Source organism: Kitasatospora sp. NPDC043950 (assembly GCF_056435345.1).
In genome coordinates this window covers 86,788-101,870 of the sequence record NZ_JBWKER010000036.1, presented here as the reverse complement: position 1 = coordinate 101,870, position 15,083 = coordinate 86,788, and the positions used below count along the sequence as shown (strand labels likewise).

16 protein-coding genes are annotated in these 15,083 nt (G+C 71.6%); 8 read left to right on the top strand and 8 right to left on the bottom strand.

Features of this window, described 5'->3' with window-relative positions:
* Window positions 1-187: 187 nt before the first annotated feature.
* The 5 genes from AC07BF_RS23990 to AC07BF_RS23970 all read left to right on the top strand — a co-directional run bounded on the left by AC07BF_RS23990 (window position 188) and on the right by AC07BF_RS23970 (window position 5,005).
* On the top strand, window positions 188-793 hold the full coding sequence (locus tag AC07BF_RS23990) for a TlpA family protein disulfide reductase (RefSeq protein WP_478333890.1): 606 nt from the start codon (window positions 188-190) through the stop codon (window positions 791-793).
* Entirely contained in the window at window positions 790-1,563 is a 774-nt protein-coding gene (locus AC07BF_RS23985) for a cytochrome c biogenesis CcdA family protein (RefSeq protein ID WP_363579941.1), read from the top strand. Before AC07BF_RS23990 ends, AC07BF_RS23985 begins: the two co-directional genes overlap by 4 nt.
* Before the next feature lie 2 nt (window positions 1,564-1,565).
* A complete protein-coding gene (gene resB / locus AC07BF_RS23980) occupies window positions 1,566-3,347 on the top strand; it encodes a cytochrome c biogenesis protein ResB (RefSeq protein ID WP_478333889.1) in 1,782 nt (593 codons plus the stop codon).
* Between the two features lie 3 nt (window positions 3,348-3,350).
* Complete coding sequence (gene ccsB, locus AC07BF_RS23975; RefSeq protein ID WP_400986120.1) at window positions 3,351-4,478, top strand: c-type cytochrome biogenesis protein CcsB; 1,128 nt, start codon at window positions 3,351-3,353, stop codon at window positions 4,476-4,478.
* A 140-nt stretch (window positions 4,479-4,618) separates the two neighbouring features.
* Window positions 4,619-5,005: a hypothetical protein gene (locus AC07BF_RS23970; RefSeq protein ID WP_363579943.1), complete on the top strand. Its 387-nt coding sequence runs from the start codon at window positions 4,619-4,621 to the stop codon at window positions 5,003-5,005.
* A gap of 43 nt (window positions 5,006-5,048) precedes the next feature.
* Here AC07BF_RS23970 and AC07BF_RS23965 read toward each other — a convergent pair whose 3' ends face one another.
* Window positions 5,049-6,167, bottom strand: a complete 1,119-nt coding sequence (locus tag AC07BF_RS23965) for a ScbA/BarX family gamma-butyrolactone biosynthesis protein (protein ID WP_363629287.1) — start codon at window positions 6,165-6,167, stop codon at window positions 5,049-5,051.
* A gap of 350 nt (window positions 6,168-6,517) precedes the next feature.
* On the opposite strand from AC07BF_RS23965, the gene AC07BF_RS23960 reads away from it, so the two are divergent.
* Window positions 6,518-7,180 carry a ScbR family autoregulator-binding transcription factor gene (locus AC07BF_RS23960; RefSeq protein WP_363579945.1) on the top strand — a complete coding sequence of 221 codons (663 nt, stop codon included), beginning with the start codon at window positions 6,518-6,520 and terminating at the stop codon, window positions 7,178-7,180.
* A gap of 65 nt (window positions 7,181-7,245) precedes the next feature.
* Here the strand turns inward: AC07BF_RS23960 and AC07BF_RS23955 are convergent, their stop codons facing one another.
* The 4 genes from AC07BF_RS23955 to AC07BF_RS23940 all read right to left on the bottom strand — a co-directional run bounded on the left by AC07BF_RS23955 (window position 7,246) and on the right by AC07BF_RS23940 (window position 10,843).
* Window positions 7,246-7,863, bottom strand: coding sequence for a ScbR family autoregulator-binding transcription factor (locus tag AC07BF_RS23955; RefSeq protein ID WP_350878465.1), 618 nt, complete (start codon window positions 7,861-7,863; stop codon window positions 7,246-7,248).
* Window positions 7,864-8,089: 226 nt separating this feature from the next.
* A complete protein-coding gene (locus AC07BF_RS23950; protein WP_063348879.1) occupies window positions 8,090-8,299 on the bottom strand; it encodes an acyl-CoA carboxylase subunit epsilon in 210 nt (69 codons plus the stop codon).
* Between the two features lie 83 nt (window positions 8,300-8,382).
* On the bottom strand, window positions 8,383-9,984 hold the full coding sequence (locus AC07BF_RS23945) for an acyl-CoA carboxylase subunit beta (RefSeq protein WP_063348880.1): 1,602 nt from the start codon (window positions 9,982-9,984) through the stop codon (window positions 8,383-8,385).
* A gap of 451 nt (window positions 9,985-10,435) precedes the next feature.
* Window positions 10,436-10,843, bottom strand: coding sequence for a PLD nuclease N-terminal domain-containing protein (locus tag AC07BF_RS23940; RefSeq protein WP_363579946.1), 408 nt, complete (start codon window positions 10,841-10,843; stop codon window positions 10,436-10,438).
* Between the two features lie 90 nt (window positions 10,844-10,933).
* On the opposite strand from AC07BF_RS23940, the gene AC07BF_RS23935 reads away from it, so the two are divergent.
* Window positions 10,934-12,391: a menaquinone biosynthesis decarboxylase gene (locus AC07BF_RS23935; protein WP_363579947.1), complete on the top strand. Its 1,458-nt coding sequence runs from the start codon at window positions 10,934-10,936 to the stop codon at window positions 12,389-12,391.
* Between the two features lie 82 nt (window positions 12,392-12,473).
* Window positions 12,474-13,370 carry a menaquinone biosynthesis prenyltransferase MqnP gene (gene mqnP, locus AC07BF_RS23930; RefSeq protein WP_363579948.1) on the top strand — a complete coding sequence of 299 codons (897 nt, stop codon included), beginning with the start codon at window positions 12,474-12,476 and terminating at the stop codon, window positions 13,368-13,370.
* Window positions 13,371-13,418: 48 nt separating this feature from the next.
* Here the strand turns inward: mqnP and AC07BF_RS23925 are convergent, their stop codons facing one another.
* The 3 genes from AC07BF_RS23925 to AC07BF_RS23915 are packed head-to-tail and all read right to left on the bottom strand — an operon-like array spanning window position 13,419 to window position 14,851.
* Window positions 13,419-13,676, bottom strand: coding sequence for a hypothetical protein (locus AC07BF_RS23925; RefSeq protein ID WP_363629291.1), 258 nt, complete (start codon window positions 13,674-13,676; stop codon window positions 13,419-13,421).
* Entirely contained in the window at window positions 13,673-14,023 is a 351-nt protein-coding gene (locus AC07BF_RS23920; RefSeq protein WP_363579950.1) for a hypothetical protein, read from the bottom strand. The genes AC07BF_RS23925 and AC07BF_RS23920 overlap by 4 nt, the downstream gene beginning before the upstream one ends.
* Before the next feature lie 36 nt (window positions 14,024-14,059).
* On the bottom strand, window positions 14,060-14,851 hold the full coding sequence (locus AC07BF_RS23915) for a Rossmann-fold NAD(P)-binding domain-containing protein (RefSeq protein WP_363629293.1): 792 nt from the start codon (window positions 14,849-14,851) through the stop codon (window positions 14,060-14,062).
* Window positions 14,852-15,083 lie beyond the last annotated feature (232 nt).

Here is a 15,083-nt window from a genome sequence, read left to right as displayed (position 1 = left end):
CCCCCCCCCCCCCCCCCCCCCCCCCCCCCCCCCCCCCCCCCCCCCCCCCCCCCCCCCCCCCCCCCCCCCCCCCCCCCCCCCCCCCCCCCCCCCCGACTCCGTCACAGGTCAGAGGGGGTGCGACGCGCTAGGGAGGACCCCGGCGAACCTGCCCGGAACTCCATGCGAAACTTTTCACATGTCTGCCATGGCGCGCCCCCGTCCCCGTGTCGCCGCAGCTGCCGCCACTGTCGCCGCCGCTGCGCTCGTCCTCACCGGCTGTTCGTCCTCGGGCTCGTCGGGCAGCGGCGAAGGCCAGGTCGGCTTCGTCACCGTCAAGGGGACCAACCTGTCGAAGGTGGACACCGGCAAGCGCGGGAGCGCACCGGACATCTCCGGGGAGACCCTGGACGGCGGCCAGACCAAGCTCTCGAACTACCACGGCAAGGTCGTGGTGCTGAACGTCTGGGGCTCCTGGTGCGGGCCGTGCCGGGCCGAGGCGAAGAGCCTCCAGGCCGTCTCGGAGAAGTACAAGGACCAGGGCGTCCAGTTCCTCGGCGTCAACACCCGGGACAGCGACAAGACCAACGCCGTCCGCTTCGAGCAGGAGCAGGGCGTCACCTACCCGAGCATCTTCGACCCGGCGGGCACCCAGCTGCTCAAGTTCCCCAAGGGCAGCCTCAGCCTGCAGTCGCTCCCGACCACCCTGATCGTCGACCGCGACGGCAAGCTGGCCGCCCGCGCCGTCGGCGGCACGACCCAGGACGCGCTGGAGTCGATCCTCCAGCCGGTGGTCGCGGAGCCGAAGCAGTGAGCCTGCCGCTACAGCTCGCCGACAACACCGGGACCCTCCAGAGCGGGGCACTGCTGGTGGCCGCGCCGATCGCGCTGGCGGCCGGGCTGGTGTCGTTCTTCTCGCCCTGCGTGCTGCCGCTCGTCCCCGGCTACCTGTCGTACGTGACCGGCTTCTCCGCCGCCGACCTCGCGGACGCCCGCGGTGCGCGGCGCGGCCGGATGCTGCTCGGGGCGACGCTGTTCATCCTCGGCTTCACCGCGGTGTTCGTCTCGGGCGGGGCGCTGTTCGGCCAGTTCGGCGACACCCTCCAGGCGCACAAGCGGGTCATCTCGATCGTGCTCGGCGCGCTGACCATCGTGATGGGCCTCGCCTTCATGGGCCTCGTCCCCGGCCTGAGCATGCGCGAGGTGCGCTCCCACCGCCGCCCGGCGGTCGGCCTGCTGGGCGCCCCGCTGCTCGGCATGGTGTTCGGCGTCGGCTGGACGCCCTGCATCGGCCCGACCCTGGCGACCGTCCAGAACCTGGCCCTGAACCAGGCCGACGCGGAGCGCGGCGCCCTGCTGATGACCTTCTACTGCCTGGGACTGGGCGTACCGTTCATCGTGGCCGCGCTGGCCTTCCGCCGGGCCCTGGGTGCCTTCGGCTGGGTCAAGCGGCACTACCCGCTCGTCATGCGGATCGGCGGCGGCATGCTCGTCGCAGTCGGTCTGCTGCTCGTCACCGGCATCTGGGACTCGACGATGAGCGAACTGCAGTCCTGGACCGCCGACTTCTCGATCGGAATCTGACCGTGAGCAAGACCACGACCGAGGCCGAGCTGCCCCCGGCGCCGGACGACGCGGCCGCCGAGCGGCTCAGCAGCGCGCCGGTCGAGTCCGAGGGCCCCACCGGCATAGGGGTCCTGGGCTGGGCGCGCTGGATGTGGCGCCAGCTGACCTCGATGCGGGTCGCGCTGATCCTGCTCTTCCTGCTGTCGCTGGCCGCCATCCCGGGCTCGCTGATCCCGCAGTACCAGAACGGCCAGGGCCTGCTCAAGGTCGAGGCGTGGAAGACGCACCACACCACGGTCGCGCCGATCTACGAGAAGCTCCAACTGTTCGACGTCTACAGCTCGGTCTGGTTCTCCGCGATCTACATCCTGCTGTTCGTCTCGCTGGCCGGCTGCATCGTCCCGCGCACCTGGCAGTTCGTCGGCGTGCTGCGGGCCCAGCCGCCGGCCGCGCCGCGCAACCTGACCCGGATGCCGGTCTACGCGGTCTGGCGCACCGAGGCGGACGCCGACGCGGTGAACGCCGCCGCCCACCGGCTGCTGCGCAAGCGCCGGTTCCGCGCCAACCTGGCCGGCGGCTCGGTGGCCGCCGAGAAGGGCTACCTGCGCGAGGTCGGCAACCTGCTCTTCCACATGTCGCTGTTCGCGCTGCTCGGCGGCTTCGCCTGGGCCAGCCTGGCGTCCGGCACCGGCGGCAAGCTGATGGTCGAGGGCGAGGGCTACTCCAACACCATCACCCAGCTCGACGACTTCAACGGCACGCGGTTCTACGGCACCGAGGACCTCGACCCCTTCTACCTGAAGCTGAACGGCTTCACCGCCAAGTTCCAGGACAAGGGCGACCAGATCGGCGCCGCCCGGCAGTTCACCGCGAACGTCGAGTACACGGCGGGCGAGGACACCTCGAAGCTCAAGCAGGGCACGATCGAGGTCAACCACCCGCTGGAGATCGGCGGCAGCAAGGTCTTCCTGATCGGCCACGGCTACGCCCCGGTCATCACCGTCAAGAACGGCAAGGGCGACGTCGTCTACCGGGGTGCCGTGCCGTTCCTGCCGCAGGACAGCAACCTGACCTCGACCGGTGTCGTGAAGGTCTCCGACTACGGCGCTGGCCCGGACGGCAACCCGACCCAGATGGGCTTCTCCGGCTTCTTCCTGCCGACCGCGCCGCTGAGCTTCGAGGGCACCGGCCCGGTCTCGCTCTACCCCGGCGACGCCGCCCCCGAGCTGGTGCTGAACGCCTTCGCGGGCGACCTGGGCACCGACTCCGGCCTGCCGCAGAACATCTACCAGCTCAACGACCGGAAGCTGACCCAGCTGACCCAGGACGGCCAGCCCGCCAAGGCCCGGCTCAAGCCCGGCCAGGCCTGGGACCTGCCGGACGGCTACGGCAGCGTCACCTTCGAGGGCTACAAGCAGTGGGCCAGCTTCAACGTCTCGCACCGCCCGGGCAACACGATCGCCCTGACCGGTGCGGTGCTGGCGATCCTCGGCCTGATCGGCTCGCTGTTCGTGCAGCGCCGCCGGATCTGGGTGCGCGCGGTCGCCCTGCCGGGCGGCGGCACCCAGGTGGAGCTGGCCGGTCTGGCCCGCAGTGAGTCGGCGAAGATCGCCGAGGAGCTGGCCGAACTCGCGGTGGACCTCCAGGACGACGCCCCGGCGTCGGAGGACGAGGACGACGCCGCACCCGAAGGCCCCGCGCCCGAGGATCCCGAAGCCGAGGACCCCGGACCCGAGGCCGCCGCGGCTTCGGACGCACCCGCAGAACCCGCAGTCCCTGCCGACCAGAACTCCAAGGAGTAGACGGTGCATCTCGCCTCGGGGGTCGACCCACAGCTGGCCGACCTCTCCAACAAGCTGATCTATTCGGCGATGGTGGTCTACACGCTCGCCATGTTCGCCCACATGATCGAGTGGACTTTCGGCAGCAAGGGCGCCGTCGCCGTCCGCTCGACGGAGCAGTCGGGCAGCCTGTCCGAGACCGTCGCCGGCACCAAGGGCGCGAAGAAGGTCACCGTTACCGTGGCGGGGGCCGGCGGCGGCACCACCACCACGCTCACCCGCACCGCCCTGGCGGGCGAGGGCGCGACGGTGGTCACCAGCGGGCGCGGCGCGGACGAGGAGGACGGTCCGGGCGCGGCCGGCAACAGCACCCGGGCCGACCTGGCCGGCCGGATCGCGGTCTCGCTCACCGTGCTGGGTGCCCTGCTGCACGCCGGCGGCATCGTCACCCGCGGCCTCTCGGTCTCCCGCTGGCCGTGGGGCAACATGTACGAGTTCTCCTGCGCCTTCGCCTTCGCCATGACGGCGGCGTACCTGGTGCTGCTGGCCTCGAAGAAGAACGTCCGCTGGCTCGGCCTGCCGGTCGTGCTCGCGGGGCTGCTGACCCTCGGCATCGCCACCACGGTGCTCTACACCGACTCCGAGCAGCTCGTCCCGGCGCTGCACTCGCCGTGGCTGGCGATCCACGTCTCGACCGCGATCTTCTGCGGCGGCGCCTTCTACGCGGCGTTCATCGCCACGCTGCTGTACCTCGGCAAGGACTCCTTCGACAAGCGGATCGCGGCCGGCCTGACCACCGGCCCGCTGGGCACCCCGGCGTCGGTCTGGCGCCGGCTGCCCGCCGCGTCCACCTTCGACAAGCTGTCCTACCGGATCAACGCCCTGGTCTTCCCGCTCTGGACCTTCACCATCATCGCGGGCGCGATCTGGGCCGAGGCGGCCTGGGGCAAGTACTGGGAGTGGGACCCGAAGGAGACCTGGTCGTTCATCACCTGGGTCGCCTACGCCTGCTACCTGCACGCCCGCGCGACGGCCGGCTGGAAGGGCCGCAAGGCGGCCTACCTGGCGCTGGCGGCCTTCGCCTGCTGGCTCTTCAACTACTACGGCGTGAACATCTTCGTCACCGGCAAGCACTCCTACGCGGGGATCTGACCGGGGCACACAGTCACCCACCGGCCCGGCTCTCCGCAGAAGGTAGCCGGGCCGAGGTGCGACAGGGGTAGTTCGTGCCGGCCGCCGGCCGGCACGGGGAGGAACGAGGAGGAAATCGCGCAATGGAGTGCGACGAGGTCATGCTGACCGTCCGAATCACCGCCGCCGAGCGCACGTTGCTCCGCCGGCTCGCCCAGGGACACCGCAGCGACGTGTCCGAGGTGGTGGCCGATGGCCTGCTGGACATCATCCCCACGCTCAGCTCGCCGGTGGACGCCTACCGCCTGCTGGGCGCCCTGGCGGCGCCGGCGCCGTGCGCGCTGACGGTCTGGCTGCCGACCCCGCTGGCCGACCTGCTGGTGCCCGGCGCGGCGCGGATCGCGCAGGTCACCGAGGTCCGGATCGAGTCGGCCAGCGCGATGCTGGGCGCGGCGCTGCGGCTCTGGCTGGCCCAGGACCCGGTCCGGCTGGCCACCAACCTCAGCGTGATGCACGCCGGTCGGCCGTCGGCGCTGGTCGCCGCCTAGCGGGCGGTCGAGGGGGCCCAGGGGGCGCTCGGGGGAGGCCGGTTCAACTGGCCAGTGGCAGCCGGGGGCTGCCGATGCCCTGGCCGGCGGGGCGGTCGTCGAAGGCCTCCCGCCGGGCGGGCACCGTCGGCGGCTCTCCCGGTCTGTCGCCCGGTCTGTCACCCCGCCTGTCGGCCGGCCTGTCCGCCGATCCGTCGGCGGGCCCGTCGATCGGTTCGGTGAGCAGCCGGCAGTCGGCCGCCGTCCGCCCGTCCTGGACCAGCAGCACCCGGACGGGCAGCCGGCGGCCGTCCGGCGCCTGCTCGTGGACCGCCTGGACGAGGCAGGGCCGGTCCAGCTCGATGTAGCGGTCGAAGGACGTCACCAGCTCGACCGGCACCACCGGTTCGGGGTGGCGCAGCCGCTGGGCGGCCTGCCGGGCGGCCTCCAGCACCAGCATCCCGGGCACGTGGTCCAGCTCGTGGTCGAACAGCACCGGGTGCCCGGCGTCGGTGCGCAGCAGCCAGGTGTCGGGCCGCAGGGTGGGGCTGAGCACGACGTCCGTGGGCTGTGCGCGGCCGACCAGTTCGGGCGCGGTGGGCGCGGGCGGCCGGGGCAGGGTGGCGGCCCGCCGCTCGGGGCCGCGCAGCCGGGCGTAGGAGGCGGGGGAGACGACCCGCAACTGGCCGGAGCCGTGGCCGATCGGGTGGCCGTCCCGGGATATGTCGATGTGCACCCGCAGCGAGACCAGCCGCCCGTGCCGCATCCGGACGTCCTCGCAGCCGACCGCGAGCATCAGCGAGGCCGGTCCGGTGGTGACGGCCAGGCCGCGCAGGCCGTCCGGGCCGAGCGCGTAGGAGAGGTCCTCCATGACGAAGTGGTGGCCGCGCGGCACTCCGAAGCCGGCGTGGCCGATCAGCAGTCCGGCCTGCCGGATGGTCTCGGCCATCAGCACCGGGTCGTGGAAGCGGTCCCCGGGCAGGCGGTAGAAGGCGTGCAGCCGGGGCCACTGGGCGCCGAGCAGGAAGTCGTACGGACCGGTGGCCTGCCAGCCGGTGAGGAACACCTCGGACACCGAGGTGCGGTGCACCAGGTGGCGGGAGACGGTCCGCTCGTGGAAGTCGTAGCCGGGACCGGGGTGGGCGTACGGACCGTGGGCGTCCGGCTCTACGATCAATGGCATGACGGGCCCTACTCCAGGGTGGCGGTCGAGCGGCCGGTACGGCCGCCTGAAAGAAAACATACAGACCACCCGGTTTCTCTTCTGCGTCTGGGGTGGCCCCTGCCGCGCAGCCCGACGCGACCACGCTACCCGGCCTCTGGACTGGGGTAATGGCCGCCCAGGGGGTGGCAGGCCCGGGGCGGGGGTGCTCCCCACTGGACGGCGGGGTCGGCGAAGGAGCTAGATTAGATACCAACCATGCGGTTTCGGTCGGCGCCGTCCGCATGCGAGGCGTCGCCCCCAACGGCGGCGCGCTGACAGCAGCGGGGCGGGCGGGGGGAAACGCGTCCGGCCGAGTCCGGAGGGGCCCAGTGGTCAAGCAGGAACGCGCGGGGCGGACCAGGCGTGCCGTGCTGCTCGCCGCGGCGGACACGTTCGCCGGCGTGGGCTTCGAGGCCGCCAGCCTGGTCGACATCAGCCGCCGGGCCGGGGTGAGCAAGGGGGCCCTCTACTTCCACTTCGTCTCCAAGCAGGCCCTCGCCGACGGCGTGCGTGCCGCCGCCGGGCGCGAGATCGGCTCGGCCGCGCTGCGCGCCCTGCGCTCCGGCGGACCGGCCCTCCAGGGCCTGATCGACTTCTCGCACGAACTCGCCCGGCTGCTGCGCGAGGACGTGATGGTCCGGGCCGGCGTCCGGCTCGGCCGCCAGGGCCCACCCCGGGCCGACACCCCGGACGGCCCGCCCGGCGCGGACGCCGCCTGGCGCAGCCTCACCGCCGTCGTCCACCGGCTGCTGGACCGCGCCGCCGAGGCCGGCGAGCTGCGCCCCGGGCTGGACCGCCGGGCCGCTGCCGAACTGCTGACGACGATGGCGGCCGGCCAGGTGCTGCTCGCCGCCGAGGAGGCCGACCGGCCCGGGCCGGAGGCCGTCGGCCGGCTCTGGGCGGCCGCGCTGCCGGCCCTGGTGGCGGTGGAGCACTGCGCCGACTACCGGCTCCGAGCGGCCCTGGGCGGACAGCTCCGGCAAGCGCCCTGAGAAACGCCCGGGAGGCGTCGCGGGAGGTGCCCCGGAAGCGCCCGGCGTGATCCGGAGGAGAGCCCCTAGGAGGGCACGCGCTCGGCGACGCTCAGCCGGGCGAGCGCGTGCGGCTGGACCAGGCCGGGCAGCACCAGCGTCCACAGGTCGGACATCCGCTGGATCAGGTCCCGCCGGTCGGTCAGCACCTGGGAGCTCAGCTGGATCCCGGTGACGGCCCCGGTGATCACCCCGGCGGCGGCCGCCAGATCGATCCCCGGGTGGAGGTCCCCGGCGTCCCGGGCGCGTTCCAGCAGCCCGCGGGCCACGTCGGACCAGCCCTGGTAGGCGGCGATCTGCGGCTGGGTGAAGCTGCCGTGCTCGATCGTCAGCCGGATGCTGCCGCGCACCAGCGGGTCGTCCTGGAGGGCGTGGGCGAAGGCGTACCCGAGGTCGATCAGGGTCTGCACCGGGCTGTCCGAGGACGGCTGCCAGGTGCCCAGCCAGGCGCCCTGCCCCTCGATGACGGCGAGCGCCAGCTCCTCCTTGGAGCGGAAGTGGAAGTACAGCGCGCCCTTGGTGACACCGGCCCGGTCCAGGATCTCGGACATCGTGGCGGCGGCGTAGCCCCGCTCGTCGAACACCTCGGCCGCCGCGAGGAGTACCGTCTGGCGGGTCGCCAGCGCGCGGGCCTGCCTGGCCATCGCAGCCTCCCTGGATAGTTCTGGTCCATCGGCAGCGGCCGATCCTATGGGGGCCGACGGGGCGGCGGGCCGCATACCGTCCAGTAGGTATTCTACCGAGCCGCGCCGGGGCGGAGCGGACACCCGGTGGTCGGACCGGCCGGGCCCGGTGGTCCGGGCCGCCGGGAAGGCCGGAAGGCCGGCCACCCGGGTGGGGTGACCGGCCGTCGCGGGAGGTTCCGGGCCGTCAGGCGGCCTGCTGCCAGCTGACCGGCGAGTAGTAGGCCGGGCGGCGCTCCAGGCGCTGCCAGTTGGCGATCGGCTCGACCTGCGCGGTCGCGGCGGCCTGCTGCGCGACGGCCGCCCGGGCCATCAGCACGGCGGTGAGGGCGGCCAGCTCCTCGTCGGAGAGCGAGCCGCGGACGATACGGACGAGGGGTTCGGCGGAAGCAGTCATGGTCTGGTTTTCTCCCCCGGTGGCTTGTGGTGTGTGGTGGTCGCTCGGAACTGCGTGCTGCGGGCCGCGCGTGGGCGCGGGCGTTACATCGGCGGGTTGCCGTGCTTGCGGCTGGGCAGGTCGGCGTGCTTGGTGCGGAGCATGGCCAGGGCGGAGGCGATCACCTGGCGGGTCTCGGCGGGGTCGATGACGTCGTCGACGAGGCCGCGTTCGGCCGCGTAGTACGGGTGCATCAGTTCGTTCTTGTATTCCTTGATCTTCTGGGCGCGCATGGCGTCGGGGTCTTCGGCGGCGTTGATGTCGCGGCGGAAGATGACGTTGGCGGCGCCTTCGGCGCCCATGACGGCGATCTCGTTGGTGGGCCAGGCGTAGGAGAGGTCGGCGCCGATGGAGCGGGAGTCCATGACGATGTAGGCGCCGCCGTAGGCCTTGCGCAGGATGAGCTGGATGCGGGGCACGGTGGCGTTGCAGTAGGCGTAGAGGAGTTTGGCGCCGTGGCGGATGATGCCGTCGTGCTCCTGGTCGACGCCGGGCAGGAAGCCGGGGACGTCGAGCATGGTGACGAGGGGGATGTTGAAGGCGTCGCACATCTGGACGAAGCGGGCGGCCTTCTCGCTGGCGTTGATGTCGAGGACGCCGGCGAGGGACTGGGGCTGGTTGGCGATGATGCCGGTGACGTGGCCGTCGATGCGGGCCAGGACGCACAGGACGTTGGTGGCCCAGCGTTCGTGGACTTCGAGGTATTCGCCGTGGTCGACGATCTCCTCGATGACCTTGCGCATGTCGTAGGGGCGGTTGCCGTCGGCGGGGACGAGGTCGAGGAGGGTGTCGTTGCGGCGCTCGACGGGGTCGTCGTTGACGGCGGGGGGCGGCATCTCGCGGTTGTTCTGGGGGAGCAGGGAGAGGAGGTAGCGGACTTCCTCGATGCAGGACTGCTCGTCGTCGTAGACGAAGTGGGAGACGCCGGAGACGCCGGCGTGGACATCGGCGCCGCCGAGGCCGTTCTGGGTGATCTTCTCGCCGGTGACGGCCTGGACGACGTCGGGTCCGGTGATGAACATCTGGGAGGTCTCGCGGACCATGAAGACGAAGTCGGTCAGCGCGGGGGAGTAGGCGGCGCCGCCGGCGCAGGGGCCGAGCATGACGGAGATCTGCGGGATGACGCCGGAGGCCTTGGTGTTGCGCTGGAAGATGCCGCCGTAGCCGGCGAGGGCGGTGACGCCCTCCTGGATGCGGGCGCCGGCGCCGTCGTTGAGGGAGACCAGGGGGGCTCCGGCCGCGATGGCCATGTCCATGATCTTGTGGATCTTCTGCGCGTGGGCCTCGCCCAGCGCGCCGCCGAAGATCCGGAAGTCGTGCGCGTAGGTGAAGACGGTCCGCCCGTGCACGGTGCCCCAGCCGACGATCACACCGTCGGTGTGCGGCTTCTTCGCCTCCAGGCCGAAGCCCTGGGCGCGGTGCCGGCGCAGCGGCTCGACCTCGCGGAAGGAGCCCTCGTCCAGCAGCAGGTCGATGCGCTCGCGGGCGGTCAGCTTGCCCTTCGCGTGCTGGGCCTCGGTGGCCTTCTCGCTGGGGCCGCGCCGCACCTTCTCGCGCAGTTCGTGCAGCTCGGCGACCCGCCCGCGGGCGTCGGCCGCGACCTCGGGGACCTCGCCGTCGACTGGCGCCTCATGCACAACCGTCATCTCGAACCACTCCAAGGGTGAGGGAACTGTCCGACAGCCAACGTCTGCTGTGCCCCCGGCTGCGAATCACTTTCTTCACTTATGACTGTACGAGGGGCCGTGCGTTGGTTTCGGCGTCGATTCCGTACAAGGTCAGGTCCGTTTAGATGTCAGGCCTGCACAGAAGGGGTGGTGTCGAAGCCGGAGCGCTGGGTGTCTTTTCGAATACCGGGGGCTGTCGGTCAGGTGATGGCCCGATGATCTGAACATGAAGAAAAGTGCAGGTCAGGGCTGTTGTTCAGTAATGTAGGGCGGCCCTCTTGCGCCTTGCTCAAGCCCCGCTCAAGTCCGGTCGGGCGCCGGTGCGGATCCGTGCTAGACGGCGCCGAGTCGTAGGGAAGCGCCAAAAACACCACAGCCCACCCGATGCCGTCCGGGTGGGCTGTCCGGGGGATGCCCCCAGTGGCTCCGATCAGCTCTTTCGGCCGTCCTCGGGCTCGTCCTCGCCCCGCAGCTCCTGCTCGCGGCGGCGCAAATCGGCCTCCCACTGCTTCAGCATGTCCTCGTGATCCTTGTCGCTCTTCTTCAACGAGGCGAGGAATTCGGGGTCGTCGTCCGGTGCGAGCGGGCGGCCGTCGCGCCGGACCGGCTGCCCCGGACGGCCGTCGGCGTCGTCGGGCGCCCCGGTCCGCAGGAGGCCGCGCTGCTTGCCGGCCACCAGCCAGGCGATCGGGCCCACCGGCGGGAACAGCAGCACGATGAGCACCCACACCGGCTTGGGCAGGTGCTTCACCTGGTCCTCGGGGGTGGTCAGGCAGTCGATGAACGCCCACACCCAGAGCGCGAGCGGAAGGATGATGGTCAGAAGAATTCTCAGCACGGCGGCGATCTCCCTGCGGGGCGGTCGGGGCGGGTGCCTTCCCGGGGCCCTTGACGGAGCCAGGCTATCCGGTGGCGGATACTGACAGGCATGGCATACGACGATCTCCGCTCGTTCCTGCGGGCACTCGACCGTGAGGGCGACCTCAAGCGCATCAAGGCAGAGGTGGACCCGCACCTGGAGATCGGCGAGATCGTCGACCGGGTCCAGAAGGCCAAGGGCCCCGCGCTGCTCTTCGAGAACGTCAAGGGCTCGTCGATGCCGCTCGCGATGAACGTCTTCGGCACCGAGCGGCGCCTCGCCAAGGCGCTCGGCCTCAAGGGCCCGGACGACATCTCGGAGAAGATCGCCGGCCTGCTCAAGCCCGAGCTGCCGCAGGGCTTCACCGGCTTCCGGGACGCCTTCGGCAAGCTCGCCTCGATGGCGCACGTGCCGCCCCGGCACGTGAAGTCCGGTGACGCGCCGGTCCAGGAGGTCGTGCTCACCGGCGACGACGTCAACCTGGACGAGCTGCCCGCCCTGTTCACCTGGCCGATGGACGGCGGCTCCTTCTTCAACCTGGGCCTCACCCACACCAAGGACCCGGACAGCGGCATCCGCAACCTCGGGCTCTACCGGCTCCAGCGGCACGACCGCCGCACCATCGGCATGCACTGGCAGATCCACAAGGACAGCCGCAACCACTACGCGGTGGCCGCGAAGCGCGGCGAGCGGCTGCCGGTCGCGATCGCCTTCGGCTGCCCGCCCGCCGTGACCTACGCGGCCACCGCGCCGCTGCCCGGCGACATCGACGAGTACCTGTTCGCCGGCTTCGTCGCCGGGGAGCGGGTGAAGATGGTCGACTGCAAGACCGTCCCGCTCCAGGTCCCGGCCGACGCCGAGGTGGTGCTGGAGGGCTGGCTGGAGCCCGGCGAGATGCTCCCCGAGGGCCCGTTCGGCGACCACACCGGCTTCTACACCCCGCAGGAGCCGTTCCCGGCGCTGAAGATCGACTGCGTGACGATGCGCCGCCGTCCGATCCTCCAGTCCATCGTGGTCGGCCGCCCGCCGACCGAGGACGGCCCGTTGGGCAAGTTCACCGAGCGGTTCTTCCTGCCGCTGCTGAAGATCATCATCCCGGACATCGTCGACTACGACCTGCCCGAGGCCGGCGGCTTCCACAACTGCGTGATCGTCTCGATCGACAAGAAGTACCCCAAGCACGCCCAGAAGACGATGCACGCCATCTGGGGCGCCCACATGATGTCGCTGACCAAGCTGATCATCGTGGTGGACTCCGACTGCGACGTGCACGACTACCAGGAGGTCGCCTGGCGGGCCTTCGGCAACGTCGACTACAGCCGCGACCTCACCGTCGTCGAGGGCCCGGTCGACCACCTCGACCACGCCTCCTACCAGCAATTCTGGGGCGGCAAGGCCGGCATCGACGCGACCCGCAAGCTCCCCGAGGAGGGGTACACCCGGGACGGCGGGTGGCCCGAGATGGTCTCCTCGGACCCGGCCACCGCCGAACGAGTGACCCGTCGCTGGAAGGAATACGGACTGTGAGGAGATACGGCACTATGGGGTCGGACCAGACGCAGGGGGCTGCCGCTCCCCGCACCGGCGGGGGTCTCCCGGAGTACGGACTGTGAGCACCGCTGCGGTCGAGACGCCCGGGCGCACGAAGGCCTTCCTGCGCCTGGTGATGATCGAGCACTCGGTCTTCGCCCTGCCCTTCGCCTACACCGCCGCACTGACGGCCATGTTCCTCGCCGACAAGCGGGTGCACTGGGGCGAGCTGTTCATCGTCACCGTCTGCATGGTCGGCCTGCGCACCTTCGCCATGGCCGCCAACCGGATCATCGACCGCGAGATCGACGCCCGGAACCCGCGCACGGCCTCGCGCGAACTCGTCACGGGTGCGGTGTCGCTGAAGACGGCGTACGCCGGCTCGGCCGTGGCACTGATCGTCTTCCTCGGCGCGGCGGCGATGCTCAACCCGCTCTGCCTGGCGCTCGCGCCGGTCGCCGTCGTGCCGATGGTGGTCTACCCGTACGGCAAGCGCTTCACCGACTTCCCGCAGGCCATCCTGGGCCTCGCCCAGGCCATGGGCCCGGTCGGCGCCTGGCTCGCGGTGACCGGCACCTGGTCGTGGGACGCCCTCGTACTGGGTGTCGCGGTCGGCGTGTGGATCGGCGGCTTCGACCTCATCTACGCCTGCCAGGACGTCGAGTCCGACCGGCACGGCAAGGTGCGGTCGGTACCGGCCCGCTTCGGCATCCCGGCGGCCATCCGGGGCGCGCGGGTGTGCCACCTCGTGACGACGCTCCTGCTGGGGTGGTTCGCGCTCCGGACCCACGCCGGCGCGGCGTTCTGGGTCGGCCTGGTCGTCGTCGCGGGGGCGTTCGTCTACGAGCACACCATCGTCAAGCCGAACGACCTGTCGAAGCTGAACCGGGCCTTCTTCCAGACCAACGGCTTCGTGGGCATCTCGCTGTTCGCCTTCGCCCTGCTGGACCTGATCATCCGTGGGCTCGGGGTCTGAGCCCCGCGGAGTCACTTGCGTGGACCCTGTCGCCTTGGGAGACCTGGATCAGGTGAGCGGCGGGGTCAACTGGCAGACGACGACGAGTTCGAGTCGGGGGACGATGTAGTAAGTGATCAGTCCTCCGGCGACGTCGAGGCACTGCATGGGCTCGCCACTGCCCTCGTACGTGGTGCCATCCAGGTAGAGCGCTTCGGCTGCCCGAACCAGTTCGGCGGCCTTCTGCTCGACTGCCGAGAGGAAACTGGCCGGTGCCCCGCCGGTGACGTGCTCCTCGCCGGGCAGGTACTCCCAGCTCCAGCTCACCCGTTCACCGCCGAGAAGGCGGACCGGTACAGCACGGCGACCTCCGTGGCGTGTCGGCGGCACTCCTCAACGGTTGCGGCGTGGTTGGCCAGGTAGTTCTCCCGGTGGTAGGTCTGCGCCGTGGCCGGGACCCGCTCGATCTCCACCACGGTGGCCCAGTGGGCAACGAACGCGCGGATCGGGTTGACGCTGCCTGCCTCGATGGCCGCCGCCATGGCTCTGGTCTGCCCCTCCACCATCTCCGGAAGCCGGTCGGCAGCCACCACGGCGAGCGCGGCCTTGATCGCCGCGGGGGTCTTCTCAGGCCGAGGGATGAGTTCGGTTCCATTCGACACCGGCTGGCTCACAGGGCGCTCCTCTCGTCTCGTCCGAGCCTAGCCGGGTCAGCGGAACAGCGCGGCGTGATCCGTGGCCCAGGTGCGGAAGTTGCGGGGCGGGTGGCCGGTGAGGTCCTGGACCGTCGTGGTGGCCGGGTTCGGGGTGGTGATGCGGGCGTGGATGAAGTCCAGTGCGCTGTCGACGACCGCTCCGGGCCGGCCGGTGGCGGACATGCGGCGGCGGGCCGCCTCGCGGGGGATCTCCTGCCACTTCACCGGGCGGCCGGCGGCCTCGCCGATGATGTCCACCTGTTCCGCCTGGGTGGGGCACTCCGGGCCGGTGAGCAGATAGCGCGCGCCGTCGTGGCCGTCCTCGGTGAGGGCGCGGACGGCGACCGCCGCGATGTCCCGCTCGTCCACCGGGTTCAGTCCGGCCGCGCCGCCGTAGCCCTGCACGGCGCCCCCGGAGCGGATCTCCTCCGCCCACTGGAGCGCGGCGGTGAACCCGTGCGCCCGCAGCACCGTGTGCCGGACCCCGCTCCCGGCGAGCAGCGCCTCCACCTCGCCCTCGACCCGGACGGCCGTCGAGGAGAGGAGCACGACCCGCCCGACCTCCCGGGCCAGCACCCCCACCGCGTCCGCCGCCTCGTCCGCCGTGGGGAACGGCCACCCCAGCAGCACCGCTCCCGCCCCCTGGACCGCCGCCTCCAGCGATGCCGGGTCGAGCAGGGCCCGCTGCGTCAGCGTCCGCACCCGCACCCCGGCGGCGGCGAGCTGCAGCCCGACGTGTCGCTCGACCGCTCCGGGGGCGCCGACCGCCAGCACAGGTGACGTGCCATCAACTCGCTTCTCTGTCATGTCTCGAACGTAGGCGAGAAGTATGAGACGCCCCATGCGTGCGGGTCTCCGGTTCATGCGCCATCGTCTACCAGGCGCGCGCCAACTCGCGTGCGCCCCCGAGTGCTTCGCGCACCGACCTCGCCCTGGCCTCCGCCGACTGACCGGGTGCCGGCTGGGGGGGGGGGGGGGGGGGGGGGGAAACTCCTTTCCGTCGGTTCAGGGGGGATACCTATCACAGGGGGGGAGGGAA